The organism is Clostridioides sp. ZZV14-6150 (genome assembly GCF_020657875.1).
GTDB lineage: Bacteria > Bacillota > Clostridia > Peptostreptococcales > Peptostreptococcaceae > Clostridioides.
On sequence record NZ_JAGWDA010000003.1, the window covers coordinates 219,492 to 241,591 of the forward strand.

At 28.1% G+C, this 22,100-nt stretch carries 18 protein-coding genes; 17 read left to right on the forward strand and 1 reads right to left on the reverse strand.

The window, feature by feature from the left end; translation table 11 throughout:
* Nucleotides 1-7 precede the first annotated feature (7 nt).
* The gene (locus tag KGF41_RS05765) at nt 8-1,285 is read left to right on the forward strand and encodes a DUF4830 domain-containing protein (protein WP_227854616.1); all 1,278 of its coding nucleotides are present in this window, start codon (nt 8-10) and stop codon (nt 1,283-1,285) included.
* Nucleotides 1,286-1,727: 442 nt separating this feature from the next.
* On the opposite strand, the gene KGF41_RS05770 is transcribed toward KGF41_RS05765, so the two are convergent.
* Nucleotides 1,728-2,393, reverse strand: a complete 666-nt coding sequence (locus tag KGF41_RS05770) for a hypothetical protein (protein ID WP_227856453.1) — start codon at nt 2,391-2,393, stop codon at nt 1,728-1,730.
* 343 nt (nt 2,394-2,736) lie between these two features.
* Between KGF41_RS05770 and KGF41_RS05775 the strand changes: the two genes are divergently transcribed.
* The 16 genes from KGF41_RS05775 (at nt 2,737) to KGF41_RS05850 (ending at nt 22,100) form a co-directional block, all read left to right on the forward strand.
* The gene (locus KGF41_RS05775) at nt 2,737-4,167 is read left to right on the forward strand and encodes a DUF4116 domain-containing protein (protein WP_227842598.1); all 1,431 of its coding nucleotides are present in this window, start codon (nt 2,737-2,739) and stop codon (nt 4,165-4,167) included.
* A 305-nt stretch (nt 4,168-4,472) separates the two neighbouring features.
* Nucleotides 4,473-5,081, forward strand: coding sequence for an accessory gene regulator ArgB-like protein (locus KGF41_RS05780; RefSeq protein WP_227827523.1), 609 nt, complete (start codon nt 4,473-4,475; stop codon nt 5,079-5,081).
* A gap of 3 nt (nt 5,082-5,084) precedes the next feature.
* On the forward strand, nt 5,085-5,231 hold the full coding sequence (locus tag KGF41_RS05785) for a cyclic lactone autoinducer peptide (protein ID WP_227434483.1): 147 nt from the start codon (nt 5,085-5,087) through the stop codon (nt 5,229-5,231).
* 357 nt (nt 5,232-5,588) lie between these two features.
* Nucleotides 5,589-6,968 (forward strand): thioether cross-link-forming SCIFF peptide maturase, encoded by a 1,380-nt coding sequence (gene scfB, locus KGF41_RS05790; RefSeq protein WP_227840120.1) that lies wholly within the window; start codon nt 5,589-5,591, stop codon nt 6,966-6,968.
* 28 nt (nt 6,969-6,996) lie between these two features.
* Nucleotides 6,997-7,491, forward strand: coding sequence for a gamma carbonic anhydrase family protein (locus tag KGF41_RS05795; protein ID WP_227824277.1), 495 nt, complete (start codon nt 6,997-6,999; stop codon nt 7,489-7,491).
* A 281-nt stretch (nt 7,492-7,772) separates the two neighbouring features.
* Nucleotides 7,773-9,437, forward strand: coding sequence for an ABC1 kinase family protein (locus KGF41_RS05800; RefSeq protein WP_227827521.1), 1,665 nt, complete (start codon nt 7,773-7,775; stop codon nt 9,435-9,437).
* Between the two features lie 12 nt (nt 9,438-9,449).
* Complete coding sequence (gene recJ, locus KGF41_RS05805; RefSeq protein WP_227827520.1) at nt 9,450-11,900, forward strand: single-stranded-DNA-specific exonuclease RecJ; 2,451 nt, start codon at nt 9,450-9,452, stop codon at nt 11,898-11,900.
* A gap of 12 nt (nt 11,901-11,912) precedes the next feature.
* Nucleotides 11,913-12,425 carry an adenine phosphoribosyltransferase gene (locus tag KGF41_RS05810; protein ID WP_227827519.1) on the forward strand — a complete coding sequence of 171 codons (513 nt, stop codon included), beginning with the start codon at nt 11,913-11,915 and terminating at the stop codon, nt 12,423-12,425.
* A gap of 73 nt (nt 12,426-12,498) precedes the next feature.
* Nucleotides 12,499-14,706 carry a RelA/SpoT family protein gene (locus KGF41_RS05815; protein ID WP_227827518.1) on the forward strand — a complete coding sequence of 736 codons (2,208 nt, stop codon included), beginning with the start codon at nt 12,499-12,501 and terminating at the stop codon, nt 14,704-14,706.
* A gap of 24 nt (nt 14,707-14,730) precedes the next feature.
* The gene (dtd, locus tag KGF41_RS05820) at nt 14,731-15,180 is read left to right on the forward strand and encodes a D-aminoacyl-tRNA deacylase (RefSeq protein WP_227827517.1); all 450 of its coding nucleotides are present in this window, start codon (nt 14,731-14,733) and stop codon (nt 15,178-15,180) included.
* Nucleotides 15,181-15,194: 14 nt separating this feature from the next.
* The gene (locus KGF41_RS05825; RefSeq protein ID WP_227827516.1) at nt 15,195-15,809 is read left to right on the forward strand and encodes an MBL fold metallo-hydrolase; all 615 of its coding nucleotides are present in this window, start codon (nt 15,195-15,197) and stop codon (nt 15,807-15,809) included.
* 91 nt (nt 15,810-15,900) lie between these two features.
* The gene (locus KGF41_RS05830; protein WP_227856454.1) at nt 15,901-17,460 is read left to right on the forward strand and encodes a coproporphyrinogen III oxidase; all 1,560 of its coding nucleotides are present in this window, start codon (nt 15,901-15,903) and stop codon (nt 17,458-17,460) included.
* Nucleotides 17,450-18,712 carry a histidine--tRNA ligase gene (hisS, locus tag KGF41_RS05835; protein ID WP_227827514.1) on the forward strand — a complete coding sequence of 421 codons (1,263 nt, stop codon included), beginning with the start codon at nt 17,450-17,452 and terminating at the stop codon, nt 18,710-18,712. Before KGF41_RS05830 ends, hisS begins: the two co-directional genes overlap by 11 nt.
* A gap of 73 nt (nt 18,713-18,785) precedes the next feature.
* Nucleotides 18,786-20,573 (forward strand): aspartate--tRNA ligase, encoded by a 1,788-nt coding sequence (gene aspS, locus KGF41_RS05840; RefSeq protein WP_227840125.1) that lies wholly within the window; start codon nt 18,786-18,788, stop codon nt 20,571-20,573.
* A 336-nt stretch (nt 20,574-20,909) separates the two neighbouring features.
* Nucleotides 20,910-21,662, forward strand: coding sequence for a GntR family transcriptional regulator (locus KGF41_RS05845; RefSeq protein ID WP_227856455.1), 753 nt, complete (start codon nt 20,910-20,912; stop codon nt 21,660-21,662).
* Between the two features lie 24 nt (nt 21,663-21,686).
* Nucleotides 21,687-22,100 (forward strand): PTS mannose transporter subunit IIC, encoded by a 414-nt coding sequence (locus KGF41_RS05850; RefSeq protein WP_227850198.1) that lies wholly within the window; start codon nt 21,687-21,689, stop codon nt 22,098-22,100.

Below are 22,100 nucleotides of genomic sequence, written 5' to 3' on the forward strand. Positions count from 1 at the left end.
ATACAATTTGAAAATTACAAAAACAAAACTATTTATCATAATTTTACCTGTCTTAGCTTTTGTAATATTATTTTTAAGTACAGAACGTAGCTTAATAGATAATAAGCAGTACAACAAAATATATTCAGATTTGAAAGATACAAAGAGAATAGAAATTTATCATAAGTTTAATAGAGAGGCTGAAAAAAACTATGAACCAATTGTAGTTACAGATGAAAAATTAATAAATGAGATATTAAGTTTTATGAGTAAGGTAACTGATTTTGAGGATAGAGATATGAGTGGGGTAGCTGTAAAGAATCAAAAGATAAGTTTTTATAATAGCAATAATGAGCAAAAAATTATAAACTACTCATATGATAATCTACATAATTTTGGAGAGATTAAATACAATAATGAGAAATTTAACTTACCATATGATTTTTTCAGGTTAATAAACTCTCTTGATGAATTTAAACCTCAAAATACAAAAGTTCCTAATGATGTGAATGAACTTTTTAAAAAGTATAGTTGGACACCAAGTTTTCTTATATCGTCTCAAAGAAAAACACTTCCCAACAATTTTAAATATTCATCAGAAAATACAACAGAGAAAATATATTGGGCTTATAATATGGAACTGTCTAAAGATATAGGATTAGATTTTTCTAATTTAAATTCAAATGACATTACTGCTGAGATATATAGCTTAATTGAACCATTACCAGACTCATTTGAACCTTTATTAGATGCTAGAGGAATTGTAATAAGACATGATGGAAGGATTGTAGGAGCATACATTGATTCAGGCAGACATGAAGGAAAGGCTATTAGTTTAAAAAGACATACTTTTAAAGAAGTAAAAAAAGAAGATTTAAATGTGTGGATAGTTGATAACTGTATAGATAAAACTAATTCTCTATATAAGGATATATCAAAAATGAGTAATGAAGATTTAATAAGAATGCATCTTAAGGCTATGGAAGAAAATAATACAAATGAGTTGTTAGCAACTATGGATGTAGAAAGTCAGATAAGTACTTTATTTATTAATTTGGATAATCGTAAACTTTTTAATGATACTAGATTTGAAATGAATTTACCAGATTATATTAATAGCGATACAATTGTATATATAGAAAAAATGGATTTAGGAGAAGAAGAAGAAAAAGATAAAAAAAGTTATAATGTAATATTTGCTAATGATGGGGTAGAAAAGGCTGGTGGAAAATTAGGTTTTTCTGACATTAATATTGATGTTATAAATGATGGTGGAGTGTGGAAAGTATCTGGATTTACGAAATAAATTTAAACTTAAAATTATTAATGTTAAAATTTGATATTGTATTGAAAAATAATTAAAAGTATTTAATAATAGAATTAAGGGTAAAATAAATTAAGAACTTAAGATATTGAATATGAATGTATAATTTTAATGTGATATCCAAATAAATCCTAAATTTAATTTGAGTTTTAATATATATGGTCTAAGGTTTGATTATTAAAGATTTAATTGTAAGTTGTTACAGTTGATGATATTGATGTAGAGATTAAAGTTTAGAATAGAAAGTGCACCTTAAATTTTAAAATGTAAATTTAAAAATGTAAGCTAGTACAATCTAAAAATTATAATCACTCAATAGATTTATGGATTTATTTGTTTATTATAAATAAGTGGGAGTAGATTTTTCTACTCCCACTTTGTATATTATTATTTAATTAAAAAGTAGCACATTAAAATTCTAAGATTAGTTGATATTTCCTGCTTTATTAGCAAATAACTCCTTAATAAGATTGTTTCTAGTAGCTAAATCTCCACTAGAATTATTTGTTTTTTTCATAATTACAGAATAACGCTTTTTATTGATAAAAAATATTAAAATCTTATCATCATCAAAGTTGTATTCTTTGTATCTATCAATAGATTTATAACCTAAATTTAAGATGTCCTTATCTTTTATGCTATCTACATCCAAAACATATGATGGGTCAGCCTTTAGTAATATATTAATTAAACATTTTTCTTCACCAGCACAAAATAAATCAACCTTATTTGATATAGACTTAGATTGTTCTGAAGTTATTTTTACAGGAATAAGATTACTATTGCTATCTCTTAAAAGAGAACCATATGTGTCTTGTTGATATACTAAATTAATTTTTTTCTTAGGAACACTTACCATCTTATCTAAATGTACATAATGATGATTTTCAACAAAGCCTTCATTTAATATTTCAACAAAGTTGTCAATTTTACCTAAACAAAAAGATTCTATAGATTCTTTACAGAATTTATTTGTAAATGGTATAATGTTTACGTTTTCCTCGTCTGTATTCCATGCTATAGCATAATCCAATGAATATACTTCTTCCTCTATATCTGCAAAATTATATTGTACTATGTTTCCTTTCAAAATTACTCGACCTCCATCTTATAATATATTTAATATACTTTATAAAACTTATATTATATTTAAATAATATCATAAATTAAATGAATATGATATAGTAAATGATGAAAAAATTGAAAAAAATAACTATAAATGAGTATTAAATATAAATAGTGTATACTAATGGGATGGAAAATGTCCACTATTAACTTTATTACCCCGCATGTTTATAATTAAATTATTAATATAAAATAGAATCTATCGACAATGAATGGACTTTTAAAAGAACTTAATATAAAATTAATTAAATAAATACTTAAAAATGCTTTACTTTAATGATAAAATCGTATTAAAGGAGGTTAATTTTATGGATATAAAAAATAAAATTAAATCTATGTTTTTGCCAGAAAAAGATGACTATTTAGATGATGAAGAATTTGAGGATGATATAGAAATTAATGAGGATAATTCAGAAGAAGATAATAATGTGCATTTAAATGACTTAAGCAGAGTGAAATATGACTATAGAGAATTAAAAGACATAGAAAATCAAACTGAAGAAATGTGTTTACTAGCAGTAAGGCAAGATGGTACAATAATAGAATTTGTAAAAGATAAGACTGATAGGGTATGTATGGAGGCAGTAAAACAGACTTATAAAGCTCTCAAATACATAACAAATCAAACCGAAGCTATATGTATAGAAGCAGTAAAACAGAATTACAGAGCCTTATATTACATAAATGACAAGACAGAAAATATATTAATTGAGGCTATAAGAAGTGCATCAACTCATGATGTTATGGAAGTTTTTAGATTTGTAGAAGAGCAGACAGAAGAAGTATGCTTAGAATTAATAGAAAGGGCATCAAAAAATGATGTGGCAGAAATATTAAAGGATATAAAAGAGCAAACTCCAACAATATGCTTAGAAGCAGTAAAAAAAGATGGAAAGTCTTTAGCTTATGTTAAGGAACAAAATGATAGTATATGTTTAGAAGCAGTAAAGGAAAACTATAGTGCATTGCCTTGTGTAGAAGAACAGACAGAAGAAATATGTATAGAAGCAGTAAAGCAAAATGATTTTGCCTTGTATTATGTAAATGAACAGACAGAAAAAATATGTATAGAAGCAGTAAGACGAAGTTATATGGCTCTTCAATATGTAAATAAGCAGACAGAAGAAATCTGTTTAGAGGCAGTAAGAAATGATGGAAGATCACTACAATATGTAAAAGAGCAGACAGAGGACATTTGCTTAGAGGCAGTAAGACAGAATGGAAAAGTATTACAATATGTAAAGAAACAGACCGAAGAAATATGTATAGAAGCTATAAGGGGCTCATTTAAAGACTTTGAAATAAAAGAGATATTGAGCTATATAAAGGTACTAACAGAAAAAATATGTGTAGAGGCAGTAAAGCAAAATGGAAATATTCTTAAATATATAGAAGAGCAAACAGAATTAATGTGTATAGAGGCAGTAAAAGAAAATTACAGTGCTATACAATATGTAAAAGAGCAAACAGAAAAAGTTTGCTTGGAAGCAGTAAATCAAAGTTTTGAGGCACTTAAATATGTAAAAGAACAAACAGAGGATGTTTGTTTAAGAGCAGTAAGACAAGACTATAGAATGCTGAAATATGTTAAAAATCAAACAGAAAAGCTATGCTTAGAAGCAGTAAAACAGAATTACAGAGCTTTGGAATATGTAGAAAATCAAACAGAAAAAGTTTGTTTAGAGGCAGTAAAACAGAATAGAAAAGCACTCCAATATGTAAAGCAAAAACAAAGTTAAACATATATATTATGAAAGTAAAAGCAAAGCTAAGATATATCATAAAAATAAATATAAAATTAAAGATTTATAATAAAAATAAAAGCACACAACTTATACGCTATAAGTTATGTGCTTTTATGCATATAAAGCTTAATAAAACTCTTTTATTATAACTTTTTTATTATATAAAAAATAACAAAATGATTATATAGGTCTTTTTTTGACCAGTTTTACAATTTCAATAACTAGTTTTGAAAAATATATTGAATTTTCTCAAAAAAGACGCTATTCTATATATGTAAAATTTTTTTCTGGAGGTAATAATGTTTAAGAGATATGCTGATAAAATGACATCTGTTTTAATTTATAAAAATATGATAGATAGCAATGAATCTAGGGTGTATTCTTATGGATTTGAAATATTAATTGCTTTTATAGTTAATATAACGACCATACTACTCTTAGGTTTTTTATTTGGGAAATTTACATATATATTATTTTTTTTAATATGTTACTGTCCAATAAGACAATTTTCTGGAGGGTATCATGCAAATAACTATTTTAGATGTCTATTAACCTTTGTTTTTATAATTTTATCTACAATATTTATTATAGAAAATCTAAATGTAGATTTATTTAAAAATATTATTATGATTATTGCTAGTATTAGTTGGATTGGAATTTGTATTATGTGTCCAGTAGAGCATAAAAGTAATCCTATAAGTGAGGTAGAAAAGTTAACTTATAAAAAAATTGCTATATCTATATCTACAGTAGTCTTGTTAATGACAGTTTCAAGTTTTTCATTAAATGTGTTTATGGATTACTTTATATATAGTGCTTTTGCAATGTTTTGGATTTGTATAATGCTAGTATTAGGTAAATTAAAATCTAAAAAAAGTATAAGTAAAATGTGTATGAGGGAGAATTAAATTATGAAAAAGTTTATTGTGAAAATTATGAAGTGTGCTAGTTCATTAGCACTGAGTACTGCAATTTTGTCAGCAAATAGCACTTGTCCATGGATTATACATCAACCTAAGGTACCAAAAGAAATTAAGAATTTAAAAAAGATAAATTAAAAACAAGCAATTATTCATATGAAATCATTATAAAAAAATATTATGCTTTAATAAATATAAAACAAGTAAATTACTTACATATAATTATTATAAAAAAGAAATTGTTATACTTTAATAAATATAAAACAAGCAATTATGAACAAATATTTTATTTTATGAGCACATAATATACTTTATTTTGTAATGTATAAGTGTGCTAATTTAGGGGGATATAGTGTATCCATTGAAATGACTTACTAGTAGTAAGTCATTTTTGTATTGTATGTATTTTAAGCAAACTGTATGATATAATGAAGGGTAAAGTTTAATTAAAACAGTAAAAAACTTTAGTATAGATAGTAGTTTAGGAGGTAGGTTATGAGTATAATACATAAATTTTCTATGAATGGATATAATATCGTTTTAGATGTGAATGGAGGAGCTGTTCATGTATTAGATGATGTTGCATACGATTTATTAGATTTTTATAAAGACAAAAGTAAAGAAGAAGTGCTAGATATATTAAAATCTAAATATCAAGAAGAAAAAATAAATGAAGCATATGAAGAAATATTAAATTTAGAAAAAGAAGGTCTTTTATATACAGAAGATACATATCAATATCATCCAAGTTTTGTACATAGAGAGCCTGTAGTAAAAGCACTATGTTTAAATGTAGCCCATGATTGTAATTTGAAATGTAAGTATTGTTTTGCTGCTCAAGGGGATTTCGGTGGAGAAAAAGAACTTATGAGTTTTGAAGTTGGTAAAGCAGCAATAGATTATTTGATTGCTAATTCAGGAAGTAGAAAAAACTTAGAGATAGATTTCTTTGGTGGAGAGCCTCTAATGAACTTTGAAGTTGTAAAGCAATTAGTTGAGTATGGAAAAAGTATTGAAAAGGATTATAATAAAAATATAAGATTTACAATAACTACAAATGGTGTGCTGTTAAATGATGAAATTATAGATTATATAAATGAAAATATGCATAATGTAGTTTTAAGTTTAGATGGAAGAAAAGAAGTCAATGATAATATGAGACCAACTTTAAATGACAAAGGTAGTTATGATATTACATTGCCAAGATTTAAAAAACTTGTAGAAGGAAGAGCAAAAGATAAGTATTATTATATAAGAGGTACATTTACAAGAGATAACTTAGATTTTTCTAAAGATGTTATGCATTTTGCAGATTTAGGATTTAAATTAACATCTGTAGAGCCAGTTGTTGGAGATGAAAGTAATCCATATGCACTTAGGGAGGAAGATTTACCAAAGATATTTGATGAATATGAGAAATTTGCTGTAGAGTATGCAGATAGACAATTACAAGGAGATGGATTTAAATTTTTCCATTTTATGATAGATTTAAATCAAGGACCATGTGTAATAAAGAGAATAACTGGATGTGGTGCTGGAAATGAGTATCTTTCTGTAACACCAAGTGGAGACATATACCCATGTCATCAATTTGTTGGAAATGAAGAATTTAAAATGGCAAATATATTGGATAAAGAAATTGTACTTCCAGAAAAGTTAAAAAATACATTTAGAGAAGCTCATGTATATACTAAGGAAGAGTGTAAAAAATGTTGGAATAAGTTCTATTGTTCAGGTGGATGTCATGCCAATGCAATAAATTTCAACAATGATATATCAAAACCATATGAGTTGGGCTGTGAAATGCAAAGAAAGCGTACAGAATGTTCTATTATGATACAAGCAAAATTAATGTTAGAAGGAGCAAATAATTAAATTTATATCTTAGAGGAGTTGTTTATATATGATTAGAGATTATTTAGAAGATAAACCTTTAATTGATGAAAGTGTCTTTGTAGCAAAATCAGCAGATATAATTGGAAATGTTAAAATCGGTAAAGATTCAAGTGTATGGTACAATGCAGTAGTTAGAGGAGATGAAGGGCCAATAACTATTGGAGAAAATACTAATATACAAGATTGTTCAATAGTACATGGAGATGAAAATACTGTAATTGGGAATAATGTGACAGTAGGACATAGGTCAATAGTTCATGGTTGCAAGATTAGTGACAATGTTTTAATTGGAATGGGTTCAATAATACTAGATAATGCTGAAATAGGAGAATACACTTTAATAGGAGCAGGTACATTAATTACATCTAATAAAAAGTTTCCACCAGGAGTTTTAATAATGGGTTCTCCTGGAAAAGTAGTTAGAGAACTTACTGAAGAAGATAAAAAATATATTGATGAGTCATATCAATGGTATTTAGAAGCAGCACAGAATCAAAAATAATAATTAAAGAGTGGTTGTTTCAAAACATGCTTAAATTTGTTTTGAGGCAACCACTAATTTATTTTAATTTTGAGAAAGCAGTTGTTTAGAATAGGTATGAAATGTCAAAAATAAAAATTAACTGAGTTAAAGAAATTTAATAAAATTACTAGTATATGTGATAAAATTAAATATTAAAGAGGATATAAGATATTAGTATATCAATTAGTAAAATAATGTCGTAGGCATAGATAAATTAAGGTGTAAGTTTTTGGGTATACCTATTCTAGGAGTGAAAAAATTTGAGAATAAGTTATAGGAATTTAAAGAGATATAGAGAAATTGGATATATTTTGATAAAGTATGGTTTTAGCTTTATTGTAGAAAGATTAAATATAGAGGGCATAGCATATAAAATACCACTATTTGACCCACCAGAAGAAATAAAAAATATGACAACTGGTGAGAGAATGAAAAGAGTCTTAGAAGAACTAGGACCTACATATGTAAAAATAGGTCAAATATTGAGTACAAGAAAAGACTTGTTAGACCAAGATATAATTGATGAAATATCAAAGCTTAGAGATGATGTAGAGAAGTTTGATTCAAATATAGCCATTGAAATATTTAAAGAAGAAGTAGGATTAAGCATAGAGGAAGTATTCTCAGAATTTAAAGAAGAACCAATAGCAGCAGCTTCAATTGGTCAAGTTTATGAAGGAATACTTAAAACAGGAGAAGAAGTAATTGTAAAAATTCAAAGACCTAATATAGAGAAGATAATAAAATCTGACTTGGAGATTCTTAGAACTATTGCGCATACATTAAAAGACTTAAAAAAAGACTTTAATTTAGATTTAGAACAAATGATAGAAGAATTTCAAACTCAATTAATGAGAGAACTTGACTACAATTTTGAATCTATAAATGCAACTAAATTTTCTAGGATATTTAAAAATAGTGATGAAGTATATATACCAAAAGTATATTCAGAATATAACAGTAAGAGAATCTTAGTAATGGAGAAAGTTAAAGGTACAAAGTTAAGTGATGTAGAAAAAATAAGAAAATTAGGCTACAATACAAAAACTATTGTTGAAATAGGTGTTAGGTCTTTTTTTATACAGGTATTGTCACATGGTTTTTTTCATGCAGACCCACATCCAGGTAATATATTTATAGTTGGTAAAAACAAGATAGCATATATAGACTTTGGAATGATTGGAATTATTGATAACAAAACTTTGAACCAATTAAATGAAATTGCATTAGCTGGTGTAGAAAAAAATGTTGATAAAATAATATACTTGTTAATAGAAATGGATGCATTAAATGGAGAAGCTGATGTTAAAGGTCTTAGACAGGATTTACTGTATCTAATACATTACTATTATGATATCTCTATAGAAAAGATAAATGTGACAGATATATTAAATGAATTGTTTAGATTTTTTAGACAGTATAAGATAATTATGCCTGCACAGTTTGTAACACTTGCAAAGACTATTATAACATTAGAGGGTACAAGTAGAACTTTAAATACAGATTTTTCTCTTGGCTCTATGGGAAAAGAATTTATGAAGCATCATTATAAAAATAAATTCAATCCAAAGAATGTAGTTTTAAACTCAAGACAAAATGTAGAAGAGATATTACTTGATGTAAAAACTATTCCAAAACAGTTAAAAGCAATCTTAAGAAATGTAGAAAGAAATAATATAAAAATGCAAATTGAAGATGTTAAAATGATAAGATTAGAAAATTGTATACTAGAGTTAACGTCTCAAATATCACTGAGTTTAGTGTTAGCATCGATTATAGTAGGTTCTTCACTTATAATTGCATCACCAAATATAGAAAATAATATATGGATAAAATTTACTGCTATAGCAGGGTTCTTTATTTCTTTTATAATAGGGCTATGCTTAGTTATAAGAAGTATTAGGTCAAAATACAAAAAAGATTAGGGGGAATTAAATTTGAAAAAATGGACACTGAAATACAAAGGGAAGATAGAGGAAAGTGAATTTAGCAAAAAACTTAATATTTCCCCGGAAATCTGCCAAATTTTAAAAAATAGAGGTATATATACTGAAAAAGATTCAGAAATATTCATGAATCCATCTTTAGACTATTTAAGAGACCCTTTATTAATGAAAGATATGCAAAAGGCTGTAGATAGAATAAAGTTAGCTATTGATAAAAAAGAAAAAATTTGGATTTATGGGGATTATGATGTTGATGGCGTATCTTCTACTTCTATTTTATGCTTATATTTTAATAGTATAGGATATCATGTGGATTACTATATTCCAAATAGACTAGAAGAAGGCTATGGTATAAATGAAGATGCTATAAAGCTTATAAGCTCTAGGGGATGTGATTTGATTATAAGTGTTGATTGTGGAATTACATCAGTATCTGAGGTTAATCTAGCAAATAATTTGGGTATAGATGTTATAATAACAGACCATCATGAATGCCAAAATGAAATTCCCTCAGCTTTTGCAGTAATAAATCCAAAGCAAGAAGATTGTAACTATCCATTTGATGCACTATGTGGATGTGGTGTAGCATTTAAAATGATACAAGCACTTACTCCAAAAGAAGATTTTAAGGCTAGCATGTACGATTATTTAGAAATAGTAACATTGGCAACTATCTGTGATATTGTTCCACTTGTGGATGAAAATAGAATAATTGTAAAAAATGGTTTAAAATTAATGAAAGAAGGCAAAAATATTGGATTAAGAGAGCTTATAAAAGTTTGTGGTGTAGAAAGTGATAAAATAGGTTCTTCTCATATAGGTTTTGCAATTGGGCCTAGAATAAATGCATCAGGACGTTTAGGATATTCTTATTTGGGTGTTGAGTTATTTACTACTCAATCTAAAGATGAAGCTGTTGAAATAGCTAATATATTGGAAGAAAAAAATAACGAAAGACAGATGATAGAGGCTCAGATGTATCATGAAGCTGAGGAAATGTTAAAGTCTAATAGCAGATATAATGATGATAAAGTATTAGTTCTAGCTAAAGAAGGTTGGCAACATGGAATAATAGGAATTGTAGCATCTAAGTTGACTGAAAAATACTACAAACCAACGATTCTTTTAGGTGTAGAACATGGAGAAGCTACTGGCTCAGCAAGGTCAATAAAAGGATTTAATATATTTGAGGCTCTTGTAAAGTGCAAAGACTTAATGACTAAGTTTGGTGGGCATGAACAAGCAGCGGGATTGTCTTTAAATTCAGAAAATGTGGAAGCTTTGGCTAATGAAATAAATAAGTTTGCAGATTATAATTTGACTGAAGATGATATGATAGAAAATGTAAATGTTGAATTTGAACTACAAGAAAATGTAATAAGTTTAAATCTTGTGGAGGAATTACATAAATTAGAACCATTTGGATTAAATAATCCTAATCCTAGATTTATAGTTAGAAATTATATTCTAAAAGATTTAAAAATCATAGGTAAAAATCAACAACATTTGAAATTAAGCGTAGAAAATGAAAAGTGCTATGAATGTATAGGGTTCAATATGAGTCATTTAAAATCATTGTATAAGGTAGGAGATAAAGTCGATGTATTGTTCCAACTAGATGAAAATAACTATATGGGAAATAGGAAAGTGCAGTTTTTACTTAAAGATATTAGATTAGCTCGACCTAAAAGTGCAAGTAATGACAAACTTTCGCTAAAATTAATGTCAAAAATAATACCAAAAGATTCACAAAGCTTGTATAATATATCTGAGTCTGGTTTTGAATTGTTTGATGGAAATACAGATATAAATATATTTGATTATTTTGAACAAGAGACATTGATAATATCTAATTCTATAAATGGATTCTATAGAGCCATATCAGATGTATCACTCATAGACTTGGATTTTAACATAAATTACAATATTATTGAAGATATTAACAAAAATACTGATAAATTAGAGCTTATATTTTCTCCTAATATTGATAAAATAGACTTAAAAAGATATAATAATATTATTCTTTATGATTATTTATACAATAAAGGCGAATATTCGTATATATATGAGAATAAAAGAGAAGAAAGTGAAATTATAAAATATTATAATAAAACAGACCTATTATATTTAAAGAATGTAGTTAGTAATATAGTTCCATCAAGAGATGAATTTATAACAATTTATAAACAAGCACTTATAAAAAAAGAAATTGATTTAGATATGGTAAATATAAAGGGAACTTTTAATGTAATTCCATTAAAGTTTTTTACGATATTGAATGTGTTTAGAGAATTAAATTTACTTGACTTTAATTTAAATTATGAAAAAAATTCTGTATTCATAAGAATATTGCCAAAACCACAGAAAAAATTAGATTTAAATGAGAGTTTAATACTCAATAATCTAAAAAAATTAGAAAAACAATACAATAGCAGTTATTAGGAGGCGTTTCCCATGGATTTAAAAAACTTTATAAGGAATATTGATGATTTCCCAAAGCCAGGTATAGATTTTAAAGATGTTACAACTCTATTTAAAGATGGAGAGGCATTTAAATATGCAGTAGATTCTATGGCTGGAGAATTGAAAAGCAAAGGTGTGGATTTAGTAGTAGGGCCAGAAGCAAGAGGATTTTTGATGGGTACACCTGTAGCATATGCATTAGGAGTAGGATTTATTCCAATTAGAAAACCTGGAAAGTTACCTGGAGAAGTTGAGAGTTATGAGTATGGATTAGAGTATGGTACGGATACTTTAGAAATACATAAAGATGCAATTAAAAAAGGTCAAAAAGTGGCAATAGTAGACGATTTATTGGCTACTGGTGGAACTATGGAAGCTGCTGCTAAGCTTGTAGAAAAATTAGGTGGAGAAGTAGTTTCTATGCAATTTTTAATTGAGCTAGAATTCTTAAATGGGAGAGAAAAGTTATCTAACTATGATGTTAATTCTCTTATAAAATACTAGTACTTTTACAATAGTTGGTATAGCACCAACTATTTTCATATATATTAAAATTTTATACAAAATAGGTGGTTATATGCATGATAAAGAATTACAAGAAATAATTGAAAAGATAAAAGTTTATGCACCTAATGCAAATTTTGAAAAGGTTGAAAAAGCCTACAATCTTGCAAAAAAAGCGCATGATGGACAATATAGAAAATCTGGGGAACCATACTTTATTCATCCATTGGCAGTGGCAAATATTTTAATAGAGATGGAATTAGATATTGAAACTATAACAGCAGGTTTGCTTCACGATGTTGTAGAAGATACAGAATATACCTATGAAGACATAACAAAAGAATTTGGGAAAGAAGTAGCGGATTTAGTTGATGGAGTAACAAAACTTGGTCAGATAAAATATCGTTCAAAAGAAGAAACTCAATCTGAAAATTTAAGAAAAATGTTTCTAGCAATGGCAAAAGATATAAGGGTTATACTTATAAAGCTTGCTGATAGATTGCATAATATGAGAACATTAAAATACATGCCTCCAGAAAAAGCGAAGTATAAAGCAAAAGAAACACTAGAGATTTATGGAGGTATAGCCCACAGATTAGGTATATCTAAGATAAAGTGGGAACTAGAAGACAGAGCATTAAGGTTTATGGACCCAGAAGGGTACTATGAATTAGTTGATAGAGTGTCAATGAAGAGAAGTCAAAGAGAAGACTATATACAAGGGATTGTTGAGCTTCTTAAAGATAAGTTTAAAGATTTAAGTATACCATGTGATGTATATGGTAGACCAAAGCATTTTTACAGCATTTATAGAAAAATGCAGAAAAAACACAAGACTTTTGAAGAAATTTTTGATTTAACAGCTGTAAGAATACTAGTAGATAATGTAAAAGACTGTTATGCTGTACTTGGTATAGTTCATACATTATGGAGACCTATTCCAGGTAGATTTAAAGACTATATAGCAATGCCAAAGCCAAATATGTACCAATCATTACACACTACTGTTGTAGGGCCTGATGGAGAGCCTTTAGAGATACAAATAAGGACTCATGAAATGCATAATATAGCAGAAAATGGTATTGCAGCACACTGGAAATATAAAGAAGGTATTTCTGGCAAAGAAGTAAAAGTTGAAGAGAAACTTCAGTGGTTAAGACAAATGATGGAGTGGGAAAAAGATTTAAAAGACCCACAAGAATTTATGGATGCACTTAAAGAAGATGTATTTAATAGTCAGGTTTATGTATTTACTCCACGAGGAGATGTAATTGAATTACCAGCAGAATCAACTCCTATAGATTTTGCCTATAGAGTTCATACAAATGTAGGAAATAAATGTGTTGGAGCAAAAATTGACGGAAGAATAGTACCTATTGATTATAAGCTTCAAAATGGTAATATTGTTGAAGTACTTACATCATCTAATTCTAATGGTCCAAGTCGAGACTGGCTTAACATAGTAAAAACACCAAATGCAAAGAGTAGAATTAGACAATTTTTCAAGAAAGAAAGAAGAGAAGAAAATGTTGACCGTGGGAATACCATATTAGAAAGAGAATTTAAGAAACATGATATACCACAGAAAGACCCTCTTGTTGAAAAATACATGGCACTAGTTGCCAAGAAATTTAATCAGCCAAGTGTTGAAGATTTAGTTGCAACTGTAGGTTATGGTGGTATAATGTCATCTCAAGTTGTATCTAAAGTAAAAGATTTGTATTTAAAAGAAATTAAAAAAGTAAAAAAAGAACAACAGATGCAAGAAGAAGATTTAAATAAACACAATATGAGTGAAACAGAATACAGCAAAAAGAGAAAGAAAAATTCATCACAAGGTATTATAGTAAAAGGACTTGATAATATCTTAGTAAGGTTTGCTAAATGTTGTAATCCACTTCCAGGAGATGAGATTGTGGGGTATATCACTAAAGGTAGAGGTGTAGCTATACACAGAGCGGATTGTCCAAATGCAAATAATAATGGAGATTTCTTCCAAAATAGATTAGTGGAAGTTTCATGGAGTTCAGCAGGTAAAGGCAAGTTTGAAGCTGAGATTCAAATAAAGGCTGCTGACAGAAGAGGAATTGTTAATGAAATAACTCATATTGTTGCAATGGATAAACTTAGCTTAAATGGAATAAATGCAAGAAAAGGAAAAGATAGTATTGTAAGTATAAATCTACTTGTAGAAGTTAATGACACGGAGGAATTGAAAATTCTAATGAAAAAATTAAAAGCAATTCCTGGTGTAGAAAGTATTTATAGAATGACAAATTAGAGTTAAAATAATAGGGAGGAAAATATGAGAGCAGTAGTACAAAGAGTATCTTCATCTAAAGTTACAGTAGATGAAAACATTATAGGTCAAGTAAATAAGGGGTTGCTAGTACTGTTGGGAGTAACTCATGATGATAAATCAAGTGATGTAGACTACATGATTGATAAAATATTAAACCTAAGAATTTTTGAAGATGAAAATGATAAGATGAATTTATCTCTAATGGACATAGGTGGAGAACTTTTAGTAGTATCTCAATTTACTTTATATGGAGACTGTAGAAAAGGAAGAAGACCTGGATTTAGTAACGCAGCTAGACCAGAGCTTGCAAATGATTTGTATGAAGAATTTGTAAAAAAAGCCAAAGATAAAGGTGTAACAGTAGGTACAGGTCAATTTGGAGCTCATATGATGGTAGAATTAACTAATGATGGACCAGTAACAATACTATTAGACTCAAGTAAATCTTTTTAAGGGGGAAAACTTTAATGGTTATAAAAAAATTTGTAGATAGTTATTTTGGAGTAAACACTTATGTATTAGGTGATGAAAAAACTAAAAAATGTGTAGTTATAGACCCAGGAGGAAGTTTAGTAGATACATTAAGCTTTGTAAAAGAAAATGGATTGAATGTTGAATATATAATTCTTACTCATGGACATGGTGACCATATAGGGTATGTTAAAGATATTAAAGAGAAGACTGGTGCTAAGGTAGTTGCACATATTGATGAAAAAGAATTATTAAATGATAAAAATAAAAACTTAAGTTATACAATGAGATGTGGTGCACAAGAATTTGATGCAGATATATATGTAAATGATAAAGATAAGCTTGAACTTGGTGAACTAAAAATGACTTTCTTGCATACTCCAGGTCATACACAAGGGTGTATGTGTATAAGAGTTGAAGATGACATGTTCACAGGAGATACGTTGTTTGCTGGAAGTATTGGTAGAACTGATTTATATAGTGGAGATTTCCACCAAATGGAGAAATCACTTAAAAAATTATGTAAATATGAAGATGCTGTTAGAGTATACCCTGGTCATGGACCAACTAGTACTCTAGGTGTTGAAAAGAAGACAAATCCTTACATGTAATTTTATATTAATATTTAAAAATAGTATCAAATATTTAATAACTGTATCAGTGAGGGGGTTCTTCTAGTGTTTAATAGAAGGAGTTAAGTTGATGTTGGATGTTTTTTTAAAAGGACATGATTATAAGTATGAAGTAGCAGAACTTATAAAATTGTTTACTAGTGAATTTAAATTTAATGACTTTGCTGATTATAGCAATAGTATGGAGTCAAGATACTTAATAAATAGATTGGTTTGTGAAAATGATACTTTACTTTCAATTACTGAGTATTATGAAGGTGGTAACTTAAAGTATGAATCAATGCAAAATATTAAAGATATAAATACTGAGTTTTTAAATGAATTTTGTAATAATAAGACGATTGAAGAGTTTTTAGATAGACTAGATAATGAAGGTAAGAGAAAGATTAGAAAATTATGCAAAGAAAGTATTAAAAAAAGTATGTTTATAGTACTTAAACAAATATTTAATTCTTATGTTCCATGGGGCATTTTGACTGGTATCAGACCAGTCAAAATTGTCCACAATCTGATGGATGAAAAACTAGATGATAATAGTATAAGAACTATTTTAAAAGATAACTATTTTATAATGGATGAGAAAATAGATTTAGCTCTTGAAATAGCTAAAAGAGAACGCTTATTTATGTATCCAATAGATAAAAATAAAATTTCTCTTTATGTAAGTATTCCATTCTGCCCAACTAGATGTGTATACTGTTCATTTCCCTCAAACTCATTAAAGCAATTTGGCCATTTAAAAAGAGAATATGTTTATAAATTGATTGAAGAAATTAAAGGATTTGCCAAGGTTATTGAGGATACTAATAAAGAAATTGAAACTCTATATATCGGTGGTGGAACTCCTACTACATTGGATGAGGAAGAATTGGATTTACTTATAAATGCTCTATTTAGAGAATTGGATTTAAGCAAAATTAAAGAGTTTACGGTAGAAGCAGGTAGACCAGATACTATTACCAAAGAAAAATTAAGTGTATTAAAAAAACACAATGTAAGTAGAATTAGTATAAATCCTCAAACTATGAATGATGAGACTTTGGTTAAAATTGGAAGAGAACATAAAGTTTCTGATTTAGTAGATTGTTTTATTATGGCTCGAAATATGGGATTTGACAATATAAATATGGATATAATTTTAGGACTTATAGATGAAGACTTAGACATGGTAAGAAATACATTAGAGGAAATAAAAAAACTTTCTCCTGAAAGTCTTACAGTTCATACATTAGCTATAAAAAGAGCTTCTAACCTAAATATAAATATGGATAAGTACAAAGAACATTTAACTCAGTATGAAGAAATGATAAAAATGATAGATTTATCAATGAAATATGCTAAGGATATGGGACTTAATCCATATTATATGTACAGACAAAAACATATGCTAGGTAACTTAGAAAATATAGGTTATGCTAAAGAAGGATATGAGTGTATTTACAATATAAAAATTATGGAGGAAAAACAAAGCAACTATGCCTTGGGTGCAGGTGCTATATCAAAATTTGTTTATGTAGATGAAGATAGAATTGAAAGAGTAGAAAATGTAAAGAATGTTGAACAATACATTGATAGAGTAGATGAAATGATAAAAAGGAAGAAAGAAGAGGTATATAAAAATGTTGACTAAAGCTCCCAGAGGAACTAAAGACATAACTCCAAAAGAGGCTTATAAATGGCGTTATGTAGAAAATAAATTTAGAGAAATATGTGCTTTATATGGGTATGAGGAAATGGTAACTCCTATATTTGAACATACAGAACTTTTTAAGAGAAGTGTTGGAGATACTACAGATATAGTTCAAAAAGAAATGTATTCTTTTAAAGATAAAGGGGATAGAGAAATTACTCTAAAGCCAGAGGGTACAGCTGGTGTAGTCAGAGCATTTATAGAGAATAAATTATATGCAGATACTCAACCAACAAAATTATTTTATGTTACACCTTGTTTTAGATACGAAAGACCACAAGCTGGTAGACAGAGACAATTTCATCAATTTGGTATAGAAGCACTTGGAAGTGATACTCCTTCAATGGATGCTGAAATAATAGCACTAGCTGTTCAATTTTTTAATGAAGTTGGATTAAATGATTTGGTAGTGAGTATAAATTCAGTGGGTTGTCCAGTTTGTAGAAAAGAGTACAATGCTTTATTAAAAGAATATCTTGATTCAAAAGCAGATATATTATGTGAGACTTGTAATGAGAGAAGAGAAAAAAATCCAATGAGGGTTATAGACTGTAAAAACCCTACATGTAAAGAAAATATCAAAGATATACCATTTATTGCAGACCATTTGTGTGATGATTGTAAAGCTCACTTTGATAAACTTCAAGAATACTTAAAGGAAATGAATATAAACTTTGTAATTGACAAAACAATAGTTAGAGGATTAGATTACTATAGAAAAACTGCTTTTGAAATTATATCTAATGATATAGGTGCTCAAAGTACTGTATGTGGTGGAGGTAGATATGATGGTCTTGTTGAACAACTAGGGGGTCCAAAAGGTATAAGTGGAATTGGATTTGGACTAGGTATTGAAAGACTTTTACTTACACTTGAAGGCAATGGAATTGAAATAGAAAACCCTCAATCTACAGACATATTTATAGTAACTATAGGTGAAGAAGCAAATACAAGAAGCTTTAAATTGTTGAAAGATTTGAGACAAAATCATATAAGTGCGGATAAAGACCATATAGAAAGAAGTGTAAAAGCACAATTTAAGTATTCAGATAAAATAAATTCAAAATTTACAATAGTAATTGGTGATGACGAGTTAAAAAATGACACTGCAACATTAAAAAATATGAAAACATCAGAGCAAACTACTGTAAAATTAAGTACATTAGTTGAAGAATTAAAGCAAAAGCTGTAAAATAAGAAAGTATGATGTTTTGTGTATTAGATAAATATATAGCATTAAAATTAAATAAAATGGAGGTAGTATCTTGGAAACTTTAAAGGGTTTAAAGAGAACTCACTACTGTGGAGAGTTGAGAGAAAAAAACATAAATGAAGAAGTTGTACTTATGGGATGGGTACAGAAAAAAAGAAACTTAGGAGGACTTGTATTTGTTGATTTAAGAGATACAAGTGGATTATGCCAAATAGTTTTTGACACAGATGTAGATAAAGAAGCTTTTGAAAAAGCTGAAAAATTAGGTGCTGAGTTTGTAATAGCAGTAAAAGGAAAAGTATGTGAAAGACAGTCTAAAAACCCTAACATGCCAACTGGGGATATAGAGATATTTGCAACTGAACTTAGACTTTTAAATAAATCAGAAACTCCACCTATTTATATAAAAGATGATGATGATGTTTCAGAAGCACTAAGACTAAAATATAGATACTTAGACCTTAGAAAGTCATCTATGCAAAGAAATTTAAAATTAAGACACAAAGTAATGAATATTACAAGAAATTACTTATCAAATAATAGATTTTGTGAAATAGAAACACCATTTTTAATTGCTCCAACACCAGAAGGAGCAAGAGATTATCTTGTACCAAGTAGAGTCAATCCAGGGAAATTTTATGCATTACCACAATCACCACAATTATACAAACAATTATTAATGGTAAGTGGAATGGATAGATATTTCCAAATAGTTAAGTGTTTTAGAGATGAAGACCTAAGAGCTGATAGACAACCAGAATTTACACAAATAGACTGTGAAATGTCTTTTGTTGAACAAGAAGATGTTATGAGTATGATTGAAGGTTTGCTTGAAGTTATATTTAAAGAAGTTTTAAATGTAGAATTGACACTTCCACTTCCTAAAATGACTTATGCAGAAGCTATGGCTAGATATGGTTCAGACAAACCAGACACTAGATTTGGTTATGAGCTAACAGATATATCTGATGTTGTTTGTAATTGTGGATTTAAGGTGTTTGCTGATGCTACACAACCAGGAAAAAGTGTGAGAGGTATAAATGTAAAAGGAAAAGCTGACGATTTTACTAGAAAACAAATATCTTCATTAGAAGAACATGCTAAAACATATAGAGCAAAAGGACTTGCTTGGATGAAAGTAGGTCAAGATGGAGTAACTTCTCCGATAGCAAAATTCTTTAGTGAAGAGGAAATGAATGCTATACTTACAAGAATGAATGCAGAAGTAGGAGATTTACTTTTATTTGTAGCTGATAAAAACTCAGTAGTATTTGATGCTTTAGGACAAGTTAGACTTGAAGTGGCAAATAGACTTAATATACTAGATAAGAATGTATATAACTTATTATGGGTAACTGAATTCCCGGTTTTTGAAGAAGATGAAGAAACAGGTAAGTTTGCAGCAATGCATCACCCATTTACATCACCTATGGATGAAGATTTAGATAAACTAGAAGATGGAGATAAATCATCTTTAAGAGCTAAAGCTTATGATATTGTATTAAATGGATATGAAATAGGTGGAGGAAGTGTTAGAATATCAAATTCAGATGTTCAATCAAGAATGTTTAAAGCACTTGGTTTTACAGAAGAAAGAGCTAATGAGAAGTTTGGTTACTTATTAGAAGCATTCAAATATGGAACTCCTCCTCATGCTGGACTAGCTTTTGGGCTTGATAGACTTGTTATGTTGCTTGCAGGAGCGGAAAATATAAGAGAAGTTATTGCATTCCCTAAAAATCAAAATGCTGTTTGTCCTATGACAAATGCTCCTACAGTAGCAGATGATGAGCAATTGGATGAATTAAGTATAAAAGTTGATATAAAAGATAAAGAGTAATATATGAATAAGAAATAATATATAAAAGACTGTCGCACTAAAAAATAGGGCGACGTCTTTTTTTTATACTATCTAATAGTAATAATTGTCAATTAAAAGTACCATTAACTATTGTTTACACAATCCTAAAAAAGAATTCTGTTAGATTAGTAAAAGTCAAACTATTCCTACCTGATACTACAAACAATAAAATATCATATTAGACAAAAAAATCAAAAAATTACCAAATTAAAAATTATTTAAAAATAAATTGACAACGATTTCAAGTTGTTATAATATGTAATAAAGAACTTGTTATATAATGTTATAAAAATACTACATGAGGAGGTGACTAAAATGGATGAAAAAAAGCATAAAAAAGAAATGGACTTAGAGGTAAATTCATTTATTCCTTTGTACCAACAACTATATGACAATATAAAAAAACAAATAGCAGCTGGTATATATAAACCAGGAGATAAACTTCCATCTGAAGTAGACTTATGTAAGGAGTTTAATATAAGTCGTATAACTGTGAGAAATGCGCTTAATGAACTTGTAAAAGAAGATATATTATGTAAAAAGCGTGGAAAAGGAACTTATGTAACTATACCAGAGAGAATAGAAGCAACATGTGCGGGAAATAGTTTCACTAATTCTTGTCATCGTATTAATACAAAACCAAGTACTAAGATAATCTCTATTTTAATAAAAAAAGCTGATAAGCAGGTGGCTGAAGCTTTAAATATTGAACTAGAAGAGAAGATAATATGTATTAAAAGACTTCGATTAATAGATGAAGTACCTGTTATTTTTGAAGTTGATTTCTTTAGAATAGATTACATGTTTTTATTAAAAGAAGAGCTGGAAGATAAGTCTTTAATGGAAGTTATATCCAACAATATAAGTACATTGCCTAATCGTGTGGAAAATATATTTGAAGTAAAACACTCAAACAAAGAATATTCTGACCACCTTAAATGTGCAAGCAATATGCCATTATTAAAAGTAAGACAATTAGTATATACAGAGAATAATGATGTTTTATATTACAATGAACAATTTATAAGAAGTGATAAGTATAAATATGCAGTATCAGCAGAAATATAATTTACACTTAGGAGAGGAATAAATATGAGAAAAATAATATTAGCGTCTCATGGAGACTTTTCAAAAGGGCTTTTAGATTCAGTGAAAATGATAGTAGGAGATTTAGCAAATTGCGTTAATTCATACAGTTTATATACTGGACAAAGCGCTTCAGATTTTGCTTTAGAGTTAGAAAAAACAATAGTAGAAGATAAAGAATGTGAATATATAATTTTATCTGATTTATACGGAGCAAGTGTATGTACTGCTATGTTAAGGTTAACTAAGTTACATAATGTTAAGTTATTTTCAGGAATGAACTTAAATATGGTATTAGAGCTTCTTACAAGATTTTCTGATAAATTAACAACTGAAGATGCAGAACAGTTAGCAAAAGAATCTAGAATGGGAATACAAAATGTAACATTACAAATAAATGAAGAAGAAGAGGTATTTTAG